Below are 15540 nucleotides of genomic sequence, written 5' to 3'. Positions count from 1 at the left end.
ATGTATAACCATCAGATACCCCAAAAAGCACTCGGACATGTGTCACCGGTGCAAGCGTTGAAAAACTGGCAGCAGAAAGAACCCGAACGCTTCAAAAAACAGGTCTACAATCTCTCGGGTCTTGACAGCTAAACACACGATGAATACACCTGAAAAAACAGCGCGCGATTATCGAAAAGCGCAGGCGCTCCTTTTCAATACGCGACTCGCTGGCGGGTCGTTCGTCATCCTTGACTCACTTCAATGAACGCAGCATTTTGGCGTGGCAAACGGGTTTTTCTCACCGGTCACACCGGATTTAAGGGCGGCTGGCTGGCGTTGTGGCTGACCGAATTGGGCGCAGAAGTAACGGGTTATGCGTTGGCACCGCCCACAAATCCCAATTTTTTCACCCTCACGCGCTTGCGTGAGCGGCTCGCAGCGCACCATCTGCAGGACGTGCGCGACGCAGCGACGTTGCAACAGGCGCTGATCGCTGCCGCACCCGATCTCGTATTTCATCTCGCTGCCCAGCCGTTGGTGCGCGAGTCGTATCGCTCGCCGGTGGCGACCTATGCCACCAATATCATGGGCACAATCAATCTGTTAGAAGCGGTACGCCACACTGAAACCGTGCGGGCGGTGGTCGTGGTCACGTCCGACAAATGTTATGCCAATCAGGAATGGGCGTGGCCGTACCGCGAAACCGACGCGCTCGGCGGGCATGATCCGTATGCCAGCAGCAAGGCTTGCGCGGAATTGGTGACGACGGCGTATCGCCACAGTTTTTTAGCGGCAGCGGGCGTGGCGGTGGCGACGGCGCGAGCGGGCAATGTGCTGGGCGGTGGCGATTGGGCGGCGGAGCGGTTAGTGCCCGACATTTTGCGGGCATTGGCGGCGAACGTGCCGGTAAAAATCCGCTCGCCGCACGCGATTCGACCTTGGCAACATGTGTTGGAACCGGTGGCGGGCTATCTCACGCTGGCGGAGCGGTTGCACGAAACAGGCGCGACGGCGGCAACGGCGTGGAATTTTGGCCCGGTGGACAGCGAGGCGCGATCAGTAGCATGGCTGCTGGACACGCTGGCGGCGAAATGTCCGACTTTGCGCTGGCAGTGCGATGGTGCGCCGCAGCCGCCTGAAGCCGGCATGTTGCAAGTTGATAGTGCGTTGGCGCGGACGCGGTTGGGTTGGCAGCCGCGCTGGACGCTGGCACAGGCGCTGGATGCGACCTTGGCATGGCAGCAGCACTGGCAGCAAGGCGCTGATTTACAACAATTTTCTTTGCAGCAAATCGCAGAATACTGCGGGACGGAATCGCCATGACGCGCCCCCGTTTTCACATTCACATGACCGGTATTGCGGGCGTAGCGGTGGTTGAACGCTTGCCAATTCATGATGAACGCGGTTTTTTTGAACGGGTATTTTGTACACAAGAATTCGCTGCATTAACGCAAAATAAACCGCTGGTGCAAATTAATCGGACTTTAACGAAACGGCGCGGCACGGTGCGCGGTTTACATTTTCAATACCCACCAGCGGCTGAAATAAAATGCGTGACCTGTTTACGCGGTGAATTGCTGGATGTTGCGGTTGATATTCGCGCTGGCTCACCGACTTTTTTACAAGTTCACAGCGAATTTTTAAGCGCCGACAATCATAAAATGATGGTGATTCCCGCAGGCTGCGCACATGGTTTTCAGGCGCTCACTGATGACTGTGAATTACTTTATCTTAATACTGCTGCTCACGCACCGGAATTAGAATCTGGTTTGCATCCAACTGATCCGCAACTCAATGTTAATTGGTCATTGCCACTGATTGATTTATCGCCGCGTGATGCCGAGCGGGCGCTGCTAGATGTTGGATTTCAGGGCATTTTGTTATGAGAAATTCTCGCATAACCGTATTGGGTGCGCAGGGATTGATTGGCAGCCAGATATTGCATTATTTACAGCAGCGCGGTGTTGATACTTTTGCACCGGCAAAGCATGACGAGCGCATCTTTACGGAACCATTGGGGCAGGTTATTTATTGCATTGGTTTAACGGCTGATTTCAGACAGCGCCCGCTAGAGACGGTAGAAGCGCACGTCTGTTTACTCCGTCGTTTATTGGCAACTGCGCAATTTGAATCCCTGACTTATTTGTCCAGCACGCGAGTGTATGCGCAGAGTGACGACACCAGCGAAAACGCAAATTTAGTCGTGAATCCGAATCATCCGAGCGATCTGTATAATTTATCTAAGTTAATGGGCGAATCGCTGTGTTTACAGAGCGGACGCACGGGAATGAAAATTGCGCGACTGTCTAACATCATTGGTTTATGCCGCGAACCGCACAATTTTATTGCCCAATTATTAGAAGAAGGGTATCAGCACGGAACGGTGACACTGCAAACTGCATTAACATCAGAAAAAGATTATTTATATCTTGATGACGCGGTGCAAGTATTAGTAGCACTTGCGCAAGCAGAAGTGACTGGCATTTTTAATGTTGCCAGCGGATACAACACCACCAATCAAGAGATTTTAGACTTAATTGCAGCAGAAACTTCTTTTAAGGTCACAACTATAGCCAATGCCCCAGTATGGACATTTGCACATATTGACATCACCAAAATTAAGCAACTTTTTCAGTTTATTCCGCGTCAGTTCGCAGAGTATTTTCCAGAATATCTTCGTTTATATCAAACAACGAGACCAGCACCGTGATCTATTTTGAAACGACTCCAGACGCCGAACCCAATTACCGCGCTGAAAAAAAAGCTCGCGTTGCTGAATTTGCAGATGATGCTGAATTCCGCGCCTTATCAAAGCAGTGGCGTATTGCCGCCTTGCAAAGAAAATATATGAATAATGGCTCATGGCTGGGGCGTCCAATCATTCAACTGCCGATGGATATGCTGGCAGTGCAGGAACTGCTGTGGGCAATCAAGCCAGATTTAGTGATTGAAACCGGAATTGCGCATGGTGGCTCATTAATTTTATCGGCGTCTATTCTTGAACTGATTGGACATGGTCGCGTGCTTGGAATTGACATTGACATTCGTACACATAACCGCCAAGCCATAGAAAATCATCCGTTAGCACATCGAATCACTTTAATAGAAGGATCAAGTATTAACCCCAGTACTGTTGCAAAAGTTCATGCTGAAGCCAAAGATGCTAAAAAAGTGATTGTTTTATTGGATTCTAATCACACTCATGCGCATGTTCTCGCTGAACTCAATGCGTATGCAGATTTAGTGAGCGTTGATAGTTATTGTGTTGTGTTTGATACCTTTGTTGAAGACATGCCAGATGATTACGTTTGGAATGATCGTCCTTGGGGCAAGGGAAATAATCCCAAAACCGCCGTTCGGGAATGGCTTAAAACACATCCCGAATTTATCATTGATCACTCAATAGAAGATCGCCTGCTGATTACTTCAGCACCAGATGGTTTTTTACGGCGTGTTGCCGTTGATGGAGTGCAGAGTCGTGAATAACTTAATTTCGAGCCTATTTTTTGGGGTTAAAAACCCTGAGTTTTTGCAGGGAATTCAACAGGCAATCAGCAATACATCTCCCGAAGGAATTTATGCTGGTGATAACATTTTCACCATCGGTCGTAACTTGAGTTTTCTCGACAATGAAGCGTTTGTAAAAGCGTGGAAAATGCACGCCGAAACGCAAGTGGAACATGCCATCGTTTGGCGAATTTATGTATTATCTTGGTTAGCAAAAAGTGTACTGGCGCGAAAGGTGCCGGGTGATTTTGTAGAATGCGCTTGTTATAAAGGTATTTCCGCCAGAATTATTTGTGATTACGTTGATTTCATCAATTCCGACAAACATTATTATTTATATGATCTCTTTGAACATGATGACGCCATGACGCATCACGCGATGCCTGAGCATAGCACAACGCTATATGAGCAAGTTAAAGCACGGTTTGCGACATTTCCAAACGTAACGGTAACAAAGGGTTTTGTTCCGCAGATATTAGATGAAGTTGCCCCCGAAGTGATTTCTTTTCTGCATCTTGATATGAATAACGCAGCAGCTGAAATTGGTGCATTAGAACGACTCTTTGATCGCCTCTCGCCGGGCGGTATTTTAGTGCTAGATGACTACGGTTGGCGTGCTTATCGGGAACAAAAACTTGCTGAAGATCCTTGGTTAGCAGCGAGAGGATACGACGTGTTGGAATTACCAACTGGACAAGGTCTTGTGATTAAGTAAGCACGCACTTTTAATTGAGACGTTGGATTTTATTATGAACACCATTCAGACTTTGCATGACGACGCACTTTCACATCATCGCGCTGGACGGCTTGATGTTGCAGAAAGTTTATATCGTGCGATTTTGGCATTAAATGCAGATCATGCTGATGCGCATCACAATCTGGGAATTATCGAATTTCAATCGCAGCGCATTGCGTCTGGCTTAACGCATTTGCGGCGTGCAGTAGGATTAGCGCCCAAGATAGGTGGATATTGGATTTCTTTAGCAGACAGTTTAGTGATCGCAGAACAGTTTGATGAAGCACATTTAATTTTAGAGCAACTCAAAAAAACTGGACAGAAACTAATTGTAAAAAAAGTTTCTGATCGCATCAAAAAATCCAGCAATCGGCTTTTGGCAAAAGAAGAGATTTGTCAAGTAATGCCTTATAAAAGCAAGAAACAAATTGAAGACTTATTTAGAAAAGGTCAATTTTTTGAAGCGGAATCGCTTGCACGCCATCTTGTAGAACAATACCCGAAAGATTCGTTTAGCTGGAAGGCATTGGGAACTATATTATTCAAACGCCGTTTGTTTGAAGATGCTTTAGAAGCACTTTCAAAAGCGGTTAATTTAACAGCAGATGATGCTGAACTGTTGAATAACTTAGGTAATACGTTACAACACCTGAATCGCCCAGATGAAGCTTTGTTTTGTTATCGACGTTCTTTAGAACTGAATCCTGATTACGCGGTAGTTCACAGCAGTATCGCAACAACACTATCGAGTTTAGGTTTCAAGAATGAAGCAATTGATAGTCATCGACGGGCATTGGCGCTTGATCCAAACTTGGTAGATAGTTTGAATGCGCTTGGTGTGGTATTAAAAGAAACAGGTCGTTTAGATGAGGCGTTAAAGTATCTCCGCAAATCGCTGGAGTTAAATCCACAATACGCCGAAGGTTACAACAACTTGGGCACAGCGTTACAAGAGCTTGGGAAAATAGATGAAGCAATTTTTGCTTACAGACAGGCATTTCAACTCAATGCTGATCTTACAGTAGGTTACTCAAATTTATTATTTGCTTTGAATTATCATCCCGACAAACCGGCGGAAGAAGTTTTCACTGAATATCAAAAATTCGATAAAAATGTTGGTGATCAAGGTCGCGTTTTTTGGTTTAAGCATTCGAATAATCCTGATCCTAATCGGTGTTTGCGTATTGGCTATGTATCGCCCGATTTTCGCTCACATTCCACACGTTATTTTTTAGAACCACTGTTAGCGCATCACGATCAATCTGATATAGAAGTTATAGCTTATGCTGAATTAAAAGTTGAAGATGACGTTACTGCACGTTATCGTCAACATGTTGATCATTGGGTAACTACTCGTGGTTTGAGTGATGCGTCCTTAACTAAACAAATACGTGCGGACGGTATTGATATTTTAGTTGATTTAGCTGGTCAAACAGCAGATAACCGTTTAACAGTCTTTGCGCGACGACCCGCTCCAATTGCAGTGTCTTGGTTAGGATACGGATATACCACAGGATTAAGCGCGATTGATTATTTTTTAACGGATGACATCATGGCACCAATTGGCAGTGAACATTTATTCGCTGAAACTCCATGGCGAATTGCCGTTCCTTCAATGGTCTATCGACCTAATATGAATATGGGAAATGTGAGTAGTTTGCCAGCATTAGGGAGTGGAATAATAACATTTGGAACTCTAACACGCGGCATCCGTATTAACCATCACGTGGTGCGTGTATGGTCAACTATTTTGCAACGATTACCAAAGTCACGCTTAATGATTCAAAGCGGAACATTTACAACGCAATCAATGCAAAACCTTATTATAGAACAGTTTTCTGCATACGGTATTGCGCCTGAACGTTTAGATGTTGGGTGCCGCACACCATCCTGCGATGTGTTAAGGGATACGGATATTAGTTTAGATTGTTTTCCGCATAATTCTGGAACCACGTTGATTGAATCGCTGTACATGGGGGTGCCATTTATTACCTTAGCCGCTCGCCCGAGTGTAGGACGAATTGGTAGCACAATTTTACATGGTGCGGGGCATCCAGAATGGATTGCGCATGATGAAGAAGACTATATTGAAAAAGCAATTGCGCTTGCGAGTGATTTACCCCGTTTAGCCGCCATTCGGGCGAGTTTGCGTGCTGAGTTAGAGGCGAGTCCATGGCGCGATGAAGTTGGATTTGCAAAGCGCGTTGAACAGGCTTATCGCAATATGTGGCAAATTTGGTGTAAAAATCCAACTTAACACAGCGTGCGCATAAGTACCACTGACGCATTTAACGTTATTAAACATGGGTGATGTTGATGGGTGTATCTTCGTTTGACACGCTGTTGGAGTTATTGCGCCAAGGGCAATTCACTCAAGCCGAATATCTCGCTCGTCAAATCACACAACATGATCCGAAAAATTCTTTTGCTTGGAAAACGCTCGGCACGTTAATCATGCGCGATCCTGAGCGTATTCAAGCGGCGTTGCCATTATTGGAACATGCGCGACAATTAGCTCCCGCAGATGTTGATATACTCAACAGTTTGGGGCACGCTTATTGTGAATTAAATCATCTTGATGAATCTTATAACTTTTATATGCAAGCTGTGGCATTACAGCCAGATAGTGCCGAGATTTGGAATAATAAAGGTTTGGTTGAGGAAAAGCGGAAGCAGTGGGAAGCCGCGTTGGAAAGTTATCAACGGGCGGTGGCACTAAAACCTCACTACGTTAAAGCATTAAATAATTGCGGAAACGCATTACAAGCACTCAACCAAATTGAAGCAGCATTATCTTATTATGCGCAAGTATTAGCATTGGATGCTCATTTTCCTGATGCGCATTACAATTGTGGTTGCTTGTTGCAACGCCTCAAATCTTGGAAGACAGCTCAAGTTTTTTTTGAACGCACAATTACTCTTAAACACGATCATGTTGGCGCACTCAACAATGTTGGTTTGTTGTTGATCGCACAGGGATTACTTGATGAGGCTTTAGCACGTTTTGCGCGGGTTATTCAACTGAACCCAAACATGGAATCTGCGCATTCTAATACGTTATTTACTTTAAATTATCATCCCAATCAATCAGCAGAAGCGATTTTTGCTGCGTACAGCGCCTTTAATCAATGTTTTGGCGCACCACAGCGGGCAAAATGGCGACCACATCTCAATCATAACGATCCCGAACGGCGCTTGCATATTGGTTATGTTTCGCCAGATTTTTGTGCGCATTCTGTAAGGTTTTTTCTTGAGCCTTTGCTCGCGCATCACGATAAAGCGGTCGTTGAAATTACGGCATATAGTCAAACATCACGGCAAGATGCAATGACAGCGCGTTATCAATCCTATGTCGAGCATTGGGTAGATACTGAATCCTACAATGATGATGAACTTGCGGCAAAAATTCGCGCTGATGGAATTGATATTTTAGTTGAATTAGCCGGGCATTCCGCTGGGAATCGCTTATTGATGTTCACTCACCGCCCCGCGCCAGTTTCAATATCATGGTTAGGATATGCCTATACCACCGGTTTAACAGCGATTGATTATTTTCTCACCGATGCGGTAATGGTTCCCGCAGGCAGTGAAACATTATTTGCCGAACAACCGTGGCGCGTTGCTGTGCCATCAATGGTATATCGACCGGATGGCGGTATCGGTGAAGTCAATTCATTGCCAGCATTAGAACGCGGCTTTATTACTTTTGGAACCCTCACGCGTGGTATTCGGATCAATCATCGCGTCATTCGCGTGTGGTCAAACATTTTGCAACGCTTACCTCATTCGCGTTTGGTGGTGAATAGCGACGCATTTAATAGTTTGGAGCGGCAGCAGGCGTTGGTGGATCGGTTTGCTATTTATGGAATTGCGCCGGAGCAATTGGTTATCGGCTTTAATAGTCCGCCATACGATGTCTTGCGCGGAGTGGATATTGCGCTGGATTGTTTTCCACATAATTCGGGGACGACGTTAATTGAGTCGCTGTATTTAGGTTTGCCATTTGTGACTTTGGCAGATCGTCCCAGTGTGGGACGCATTGGTAGTATGATTTTGCACGGCGCGGGACATCCTGAATGGATTGCGCATACTGAAGAAGAATACATTGAAAAAACTGTTGCGCTTGCCAGTGATTTACCCCGTTTAGCCGCAATTCGGGCAAATTTACGCGATGAATTAGAAGCGAGTCCTTGGCGCGATGAAGTGGGTTTTACGCGGCGGATTGAGCAAGCCTATCGGGACATGTGGCGGCGCTGGTGCGCAACAACTCTCAGGAATTAACGTCTTCAGAAATCGCTGCATTATTTCAGCGATTTCTGAAATTGGATGATTATTTAGACACTGGAATGATTGGGTTAATGATTCCAGTCAGTTGATTTTGTAATACTTCGGTTCCTATTTACAAAAATATGCGCTTAACAAAACAACGCAGATAACATTTAATCCGATCCTGAGATTGATTTTGACCGAATCACCTCAGATCAACCGCACCGATTTTTAGTTGTGGAAACAACCCAATGTGCATTGTTATCTCGCGTTTTTCATTCGGTATCGCGTTGTTCAGCACTTCAATTTGTCTCGCCCAAATCACCACCGACGGCTCAGTCGGGCCGCGTCAAATGCTCACCGGCGCGGACATGCAAATCGGCGCAGAACTCGGCAGCACTCGCGGCACCAACTTATTTCACAGCTTCCAAACCTTTGATATTCCAGCCGGGCGCAGCGCCACTTTTACCGGCCCCGATAAAATCCAAAACGTCATCAGCCGCGTCACCAGTGGCAAAATATCCAACATTGACGGGCAGTTACGCTCGAAAGTCGGCACAGCCGATGTCTATCTCATCAATCCGTCCGGCGTGGTCATGGGCGCAAATGCCAGCGTTGATGTGCCCGCCGCGCTGCATCTCAGCACTGCCGACGAGGTGCGCTTTTCTGACGGCAGCCGTTACAGCGCCCGCGATCCGGCGAGCAGTTCTCTCACTATCGCCGCGCCGGAATCATTCGGTTTTCTGTCGCCGCAACCGGCGACTTTGACCGTGAACGGCAGCCAATTGAGCGTTAAAGCTGGCAAGCACATGACGTTAAGCGGCGGCGATGTCACGATCACTGGCAGCGTTGATAAACCAGCAAAAATGACTGCGCCGGGCGGGACGATCCGCGTTGAAGCAGTGGGCAAAACAGGTAAATCGGTTGCAATTAACAAACCTTCAGTCACGCCGGGCAGCGGGCAATTGACGGTGAAACATGCGCGAATTGAAACGAGCGGCGATGGTGGCGGTTTGATTGCAATACGGGCGGGTTCATCAGCATTAGAAAATGCACAATTGATTACTGAAAATCAGAGCAAAACAGATGCGATTGGTGGAATTGATGTTGCCATTGCCGGAGCATTGCAGCTCAATCAAAGTTGGCTTTTTGCCGATACCGTCGCGCCCGGCAAAGGCGGCAGCGTCAAGGTTCGGGCGGGAGAGTTGCGGATGAACGCCGCGCTCATTTTCAGCGATAGCTATCGCCATGCCGCGCTGCCGTCTGCGGATGCCATCGGCAATGCTGGTGGCGTGGCGGTCGCGGTGACGGGATCGCTGAATCTCGACAATGGTTCGGCGATTCAAAGCGTGGCGTGGGCTGAAGGCAATGCCGGAGCCATCAATTTGACCGTTGACGGGTTATTGGCGCTGCGTCAGGGGGCGCAGATTTCTGGCAGCACTTGGGCAACCGGCGCGGCCGGAACGGTGACGGTGCAGGCTGGCGCGATGCGTCTGGATAATGAAGGCAGCGCGGAGCAATTCACCGGCATCTGGAGCGACGCCAATGTCGGTTCAACCGGCAATGCTGGCGCTATCAACCTGACCAGTGCCGGTCTGCTGGAAGTGGTCAATGGCGCGGTGATTTCCAGCAACACTTGGGCAGCGGGCGCGGCCGGAACGGTGACGGTGCAGGCCGGTGCATTGCGGGTTGATGGCGGATTGACCGGTCAGGTGACGGAAATCGCAAGTAACGTCAAATCGAGTTCAACCGGCAGCGCTGGCGCTGTAAACCTGAGCGTTGACGGACTGCTGGAGGTGCTCAATGGCGCGGATATTTCTAGCCGCACTTCTGCTGGCGCGGCGGGAGCGGTGACGGTGCGAACTGGGGCGTTACGTCTTGATGGTGGCGGATTAACCGAGCAAATGACGGGAATTGACAGCACGGCATATCCTAATTCAACCGGCAATGCCGGAGCCGTCACGCTAAACATTGATGGGCTATTGGAAGTGCGCAATGGCGCGGTAATTTCAAGCAGCACTTTTGCAATGGGTGATGCCGGAATGCTGACGATACAAGCAGGGGAATTGCGTCTTGATAGTCAAGGATTCACACATTGGTTTACAGGAATTACGAGCGCCGCATATCAAACAGGTTTAAGCGGAAATGCCGGAGCCATTCACCTGACTGTTGCTGGCTTGTTAGAAATGCTGAATGGAGCGGTAATTTCTAGCGATACTTTTGCAATGGGCAATGCCGGAGCGGTCACAATACAAGCTGGGGCATTGCGTCTTGATGATCGCGGACTTGCCGATCAGGTTACGAAAATTGCAAGCGATGCAAAACCTAATGCAACTGGTCATGCGGGCGATGTCACTTTAACCGTTGTTGGCTTGTTGGAAATACTCAACGGGGCGCAGATTCTCAGCAATACTTTTGCAACCGGTAATGCAGGAAAGATCATGGTGCAAGCCAATGAATTGCATCTTGATGATGGTGGATTTGCCGATCAATTTACGGGAATCGCCAGCAATGCAAATGAAAATTCAAGCGGTCATGCCGGAGCAATCATTCTGACCGTTGTCGATTTGCTAGAAATGCGCAATGGAGCAATTATTTCTAGCGATACTTGGGCAACGGGCAATGCCGGAAGCGTTACTGTGCAAACTGGTCGTTTGCGTCTTGATGGTGGATTGTCTGAGCAATTCACCGCAATTGCGAGCGACGCAAATGCTGGTTCAATTGGCAATGCGGGTGATGTGACTTTAACCGTTAATGGATTGCTGGAAATGCGCAATGGCGCGGAAATTTCTAGCAGCACTTCTGCAACAGGCAATGCGGGAACGATGACGGTGCAAGCCGGAGAAGTGTTTCTTGATAATGCGGGGATTTATAGCCAAGCAAATAAACATTCAAGCGGTAATGCTGGAGCTGTGAATCTCACTGTTGCCGGTGCGCTGGAAGTATTGAATAGAGCAAAAGTATCAACCAGCACTTGGGGCGGCGGTCATGCCGGAGATGTTTTCATTACCGCGAACGCAGCGGAATTAAATGGCGGTGGTATTACTGAACCACTCACCACGATTTATAGCGATGCTTATTCCACTTCAACGGGCAATGCTGGAACCGTCACGCTAAACATTGACGGGCTATTAGAAGTGCGCAATGCCGCTGCGATTTCAACGAATGCGTGGGCAATTGGCGATGCCGGAACTGTCACCGTAAAAGCTGGCGACCTGCTGCTTGACGGCGCTAACAGCTTGATTTCCAGTCGTGCCCTCGAATCTGCTCGCGGACGAGTTGGCAATCTCAACATCGCCGCCAACACCGTAATGCTTACCGATGGCGCACAAATCAGCATTGCCGCCCTGCAAACCGTCGCCGATCCGACGTTACCGCTGGATCGGCGCATTCAAATTAACGCCGAGTCGCTTGCACTCAACGCCAGCACCATCACCGCCCAAAGCACCGGCAACGTTCCCGCCGCTGCGATTCAAATCAATGCTGCCGACCTGCATTTGAATGCCGCCAGCCGCATCACCACCGAATCGCTCGCTGCCAACGCCGGCGCAATCACCATCGACGGCGACATTCTCTGGCTGCGCGACAGTCAAATCACTACCTCCGCTGAAGGTCAAAACGGCGACGGCGGCGACATCACACTCACGCCGCACAATCTCATTTTGCAGAGCGGATTTATTCAAGCCAACACCGCTGCCAGCGGCGCTCGCGGCGGTGATATTCGCATCAATTCCGATACTTTGATTGCCAGCCAACGCTTGCTCACCGTCGGCGGCAATGAACGCCAAACCTTCACCGCTGGCAACAATCGCAACATCATTCAAGCTGCCGCGCCCGGCGGTGAACAGGGCAATATCAACATCCTCGCGCTCAATCTGGACATCAGCGCGAGCGTGGTGCCGCCTTCTGCGCCGTTTGGCGATCTTGATGATTTATTTGCCGATATTTGCCAGACTTTAAATGGGCCGCTCGCCAGCTCGCTGATTGATCGCGGCAACGGCGGCGTCCCCGTCGATTCCAGCGCCCCGGTCGCCGTCTCGCTGGGCGGAATACGACTGGATCGGATTTTGAATCACACGACGGAATAATTTGCCCTTTGCTGTGAGGATCACGTTAATGAACAAACAGTTATGCGTTGTTTCATTCGGTATCGCGTTGTTCAGCACTTCCATTTGTCTCGCCCAAATCACCACCGACGGCTCCGTCGGGCCGCGTCAAACGCTCACCGGTGCAGATATGCAAATCGGCGCAGCACTCGGCAGTACTCGTGGCAACAATTTATTTCATAGTTTTCAGCAGTTTGATATTCCAACCGGTCACAGCGCCACTTTTACCGGCCCCGATAAAATCCAAAACGTCATCAGCCGCGTCACCGGCGGCAAAACTTCTAACATTGACGGGCAGTTGCGCTCGAAAGTCGGCAAGGCTGATGTCTATCTCATCAATCCGTCCGGCGTGGTGATGGGCGCAAATGCCAGTGTTGACGTGCCTGCCGCGCTGCATCTCAGCACTGCCGACGAAGTGCGTTTTTCTGACGGCAATCGTTACAGTGCCCGTGATCCGGCGAGTAGTTCGTTGACGGTTGCTGCGCCCGAATCGTTCGGTTTTCTGTCGCCGCAACCGGCGACCTTGACCGTGAACGGCAGTCAGTTGAACGTAAAAGCTGGCAAGCACATGACGTTGAACGGCGGCGATGTCACGATCACTGGCAGCGTTGATAAACCAGCAAAAATGACTGCGCCGGGCGGGACGATTCGCGTTGAAGCCGTTGGCAAAACGGGCAAAGCAGTTGCCGTTAATCAACCTTCGGCAACGCAGGGCAGCGGCAAGGTGACAGTGAAAAATGCGCGAATTGAAACGAGCGGCGATGGTGGCGGAGCGGTGGTGGTGCGGGCGGGTTCAGCAGAATTAGAAAATGCGCAGTTGATTACTGAAAATCAGAGCAAAACCAATGCGACTGGCGGAATTGATGTTGCCGTTACCGGAGAATTGCAGCTCAATCAAAGCTGGCTTTTTGCCGATACTGCGGCGCACGGCAAGGGCGGTCTTACGAGGGTTCAGACGGGAGGTTTGCGGATGAACGCTTCGGCTATTACCAGCGACAGCTATCGCAATGCGGAAGTGCCGACTACAGATTCAATTGGTAATGCCGGTGGTGTGTTGGTCAGGGTGACGGGATCACTGAATCTAGAAAATAGCTCGGTGATTCAAAGTGCTGCTAAGGCTGAAGGCAATGCTGGAGCTGTAGACCTGACCGTTGACGGGTTGCTAGAGGTGCTCAATGGGGCATTTATTTCTAGCGACACTTGGGCGACGGGCGATGCAGGGGCAGTGACAGTGCAAGCCGGTGAGTTACGTCTTGATAGTCAAGGTTTCACGAATTGCCCTACCGGAATTGTAAGCAACGCAAATCCTGATTCAACCGGAAATGCCGGAGCAGTGAATCTAACCGTCAATGGTCTGCTGGAGGTGCACAATGGGGCACAGATTACTAGCAGCACTTTTGCCATAGGCGATGCTGGAACTGTAACGGTGCAAGCCGGTGAGTTGCGTCTTGATAGTCAAGGTTTCACGAATTGGCCTGCCGGAATCGCAAGCAACGCAAATTCTGGTTCAACCGGCAATGCCGGAGCAGTGAATCTAACCGTCAATGGATTGCTAGAGGTGCTCAATGGGGCATTTATTTCTAGCGACACTTGGGCGACGGGCGATGCAGGGGCAGTGACAGTGCAAGCCGGTGAGTTGCGTCTTGATAGTCAAGGTTTCACGAATTGGCCTGCCGGAATCGCAAGCAACGCAAATTCTGGTTCAACCGGCAATGCCGGAGCAGTGAATCTAACCGTCAATGGATTGCTAGAGGTGCTCAATGGGGCATTTATTTCTAGCGACACTTGGGCGACGGGCGATGCAGGGGCAGTGACAGTGCAAGCCGGTGAGTTGCGTCTTGATAGTCAAGGTTTCACGAATCGGTCTACCAGCATCGTAAGCAACGCAAATCCTGATTCAACCGGCAAAGCCGGAGCAGTGAATCTAACGGTCAATGGTCTGCTGGAGGTGCTCAATGGGGCGCAGATTTCTAGCGGCACTTGGGCGATGGGCGATGCAGGGGCAGTGACGGTGCAAGCTGGTGAGTTACGTCTTGATAGTCAAGGTTTCACGAATTGGTCTACTGGAATCGCGAGCAACGCAAATCCCGATTCAAACGGCAATGCTGGAGCCGTGAACCTGAGCGTTGACGGGTTGCTGGAGGTGCTCAATGGGGCAGAGATTTCTAGCGGCACTTGGGCAACTGGCAATGCGGGAACGGTGACAGTGCAAGCCGGTGAGTTGCGTCTTGATGATGCAGGGATTTACAGCCAAGCAAATCCTGATTCAACCGGCAATGCTGGAGCCGTGAACCTGAGCGTTGACGGGTTGCTGGAGGTGCTCAATGGGGCAAAGATTTCTAGCGGCACTTGGGCAACTGGCAATGCGGGAACGGTGACAGTGCAAGCCGGTGAAATGCGCCTTGATAGAGGTGGAATTTTTAGCCAAGCAAATAAAGATAGGAGTGACGCAGTTGGATTTCTAAATGCTTAATTTCTAGGAGTTACGCAGTTGCGAACAAGCCATACAATGGTGCTGATAAATAAAATCGCACGGCACTGCGCACGATCTTATTTTTCGCTTCCATAATGCTTATTCCAGTTCGATAGAAGTAGCGTTCCAAACGTATGAAAGCACGAATTGCAAGACCAATATGATTGCGTTGAGAAATTGCTGAACGCGCTTGACAGCGTTCCACACCGCAGTTTTGTTTGAGATCGTGATGATAAACTTCAATCATCCATCTTTTTTCAGCCAAACTTTTGCGCATCAAATTTGACATTAAAAAATCATTAGTCGCCCAGTATTCCGTGTCACCGTTTTTGGAAACGATCCGGAATGCTTTTACTAAGCCATAACCTTTTAGGTGAACAATTTCTCCCTCAGAAGAAAGATGAACATCTCTAATCGCTCTGTTTCCGGTTCGGTCTGGATCAACTTGCCGGTTTGATTTGAGTTGCGTC

At 49.1% G+C, this 15540-nt stretch carries 10 protein-coding genes and 1 pseudogene; 10 read left to right on the top strand and 1 reads right to left on the bottom strand.

The window, feature by feature from the left end:
• The 10 genes and pseudogenes from CKO12_RS15010 to CKO12_RS12965 all read left to right on the top strand — a co-directional run.
• Positions 1–132 (top strand): annotated as a pseudogene (locus CKO12_RS15010) (IS481 family transposase); the annotation flags it as partial.
• Positions 133–243: 111 nt separating this feature from the next.
• A complete protein-coding gene (rfbG, locus tag CKO12_RS13005) occupies positions 244–1305 on the top strand; it encodes a CDP-glucose 4,6-dehydratase (RefSeq protein WP_200155159.1) in 1062 nt (353 codons plus the stop codon).
• The gene (locus CKO12_RS13000) at positions 1302–1868 is read left to right on the top strand and encodes a dTDP-4-dehydrorhamnose 3,5-epimerase family protein (protein WP_200155158.1); all 567 of its coding nucleotides are present in this window, start codon (positions 1302–1304) and stop codon (positions 1866–1868) included. The genes rfbG and CKO12_RS13000 overlap by 4 nt, the downstream gene beginning before the upstream one ends.
• Complete coding sequence (locus tag CKO12_RS12995; RefSeq protein WP_200155157.1) at positions 1865–2692, top strand: NAD-dependent epimerase/dehydratase family protein; 828 nt, start codon at positions 1865–1867, stop codon at positions 2690–2692. The genes CKO12_RS13000 and CKO12_RS12995 overlap by 4 nt, the downstream gene beginning before the upstream one ends.
• The gene (locus tag CKO12_RS12990) at positions 2689–3468 is read left to right on the top strand and encodes a cephalosporin hydroxylase family protein (RefSeq protein WP_338032749.1); all 780 of its coding nucleotides are present in this window, start codon (positions 2689–2691) and stop codon (positions 3466–3468) included. Before CKO12_RS12995 ends, CKO12_RS12990 begins: the two co-directional genes overlap by 4 nt.
• Positions 3461–4204: a TylF/MycF/NovP-related O-methyltransferase gene (locus CKO12_RS12985; RefSeq protein ID WP_200155156.1), complete on the top strand. Its 744-nt coding sequence runs from the start codon at positions 3461–3463 to the stop codon at positions 4202–4204. Before CKO12_RS12990 ends, CKO12_RS12985 begins: the two co-directional genes overlap by 8 nt.
• Before the next feature lie 34 nt (positions 4205–4238).
• Positions 4239–6482 carry an O-linked N-acetylglucosamine transferase family protein gene (locus tag CKO12_RS12980; RefSeq protein WP_200155155.1) on the top strand — a complete coding sequence of 748 codons (2244 nt, stop codon included), beginning with the start codon at positions 4239–4241 and terminating at the stop codon, positions 6480–6482.
• A 59-nt stretch (positions 6483–6541) separates the two neighbouring features.
• On the top strand, positions 6542–8506 hold the full coding sequence (locus tag CKO12_RS12975; RefSeq protein ID WP_200155154.1) for an O-linked N-acetylglucosamine transferase, SPINDLY family protein: 1965 nt from the start codon (positions 6542–6544) through the stop codon (positions 8504–8506).
• A gap of 236 nt (positions 8507–8742) precedes the next feature.
• A complete protein-coding gene (locus tag CKO12_RS12970) occupies positions 8743–12579 on the top strand; it encodes a two-partner secretion domain-containing protein (RefSeq protein WP_200155153.1) in 3837 nt (1278 codons plus the stop codon).
• 28 nt (positions 12580–12607) lie between these two features.
• A complete protein-coding gene (locus CKO12_RS12965) occupies positions 12608–15070 on the top strand; it encodes a two-partner secretion domain-containing protein (RefSeq protein WP_200155152.1) in 2463 nt (820 codons plus the stop codon).
• Positions 15071–15080: 10 nt separating this feature from the next.
• On the opposite strand, the gene CKO12_RS12960 is transcribed toward CKO12_RS12965, so the two are convergent.
• Positions 15081–15540, bottom strand: a 460-nt coding sequence (locus CKO12_RS12960) for a transposase (protein ID WP_200155151.1), incomplete at its 5' end; no start/stop codon positions are given.

Origin of the sequence: Chromatium okenii (genome assembly GCF_016583745.1) — a bacterium.
In the GTDB taxonomy this organism is placed as follows: Bacteria; Pseudomonadota; Gammaproteobacteria; order Chromatiales; family Chromatiaceae; genus Chromatium; species Chromatium okenii.
This window is presented reverse-complemented; position numbering and strand designations above follow the sequence as displayed.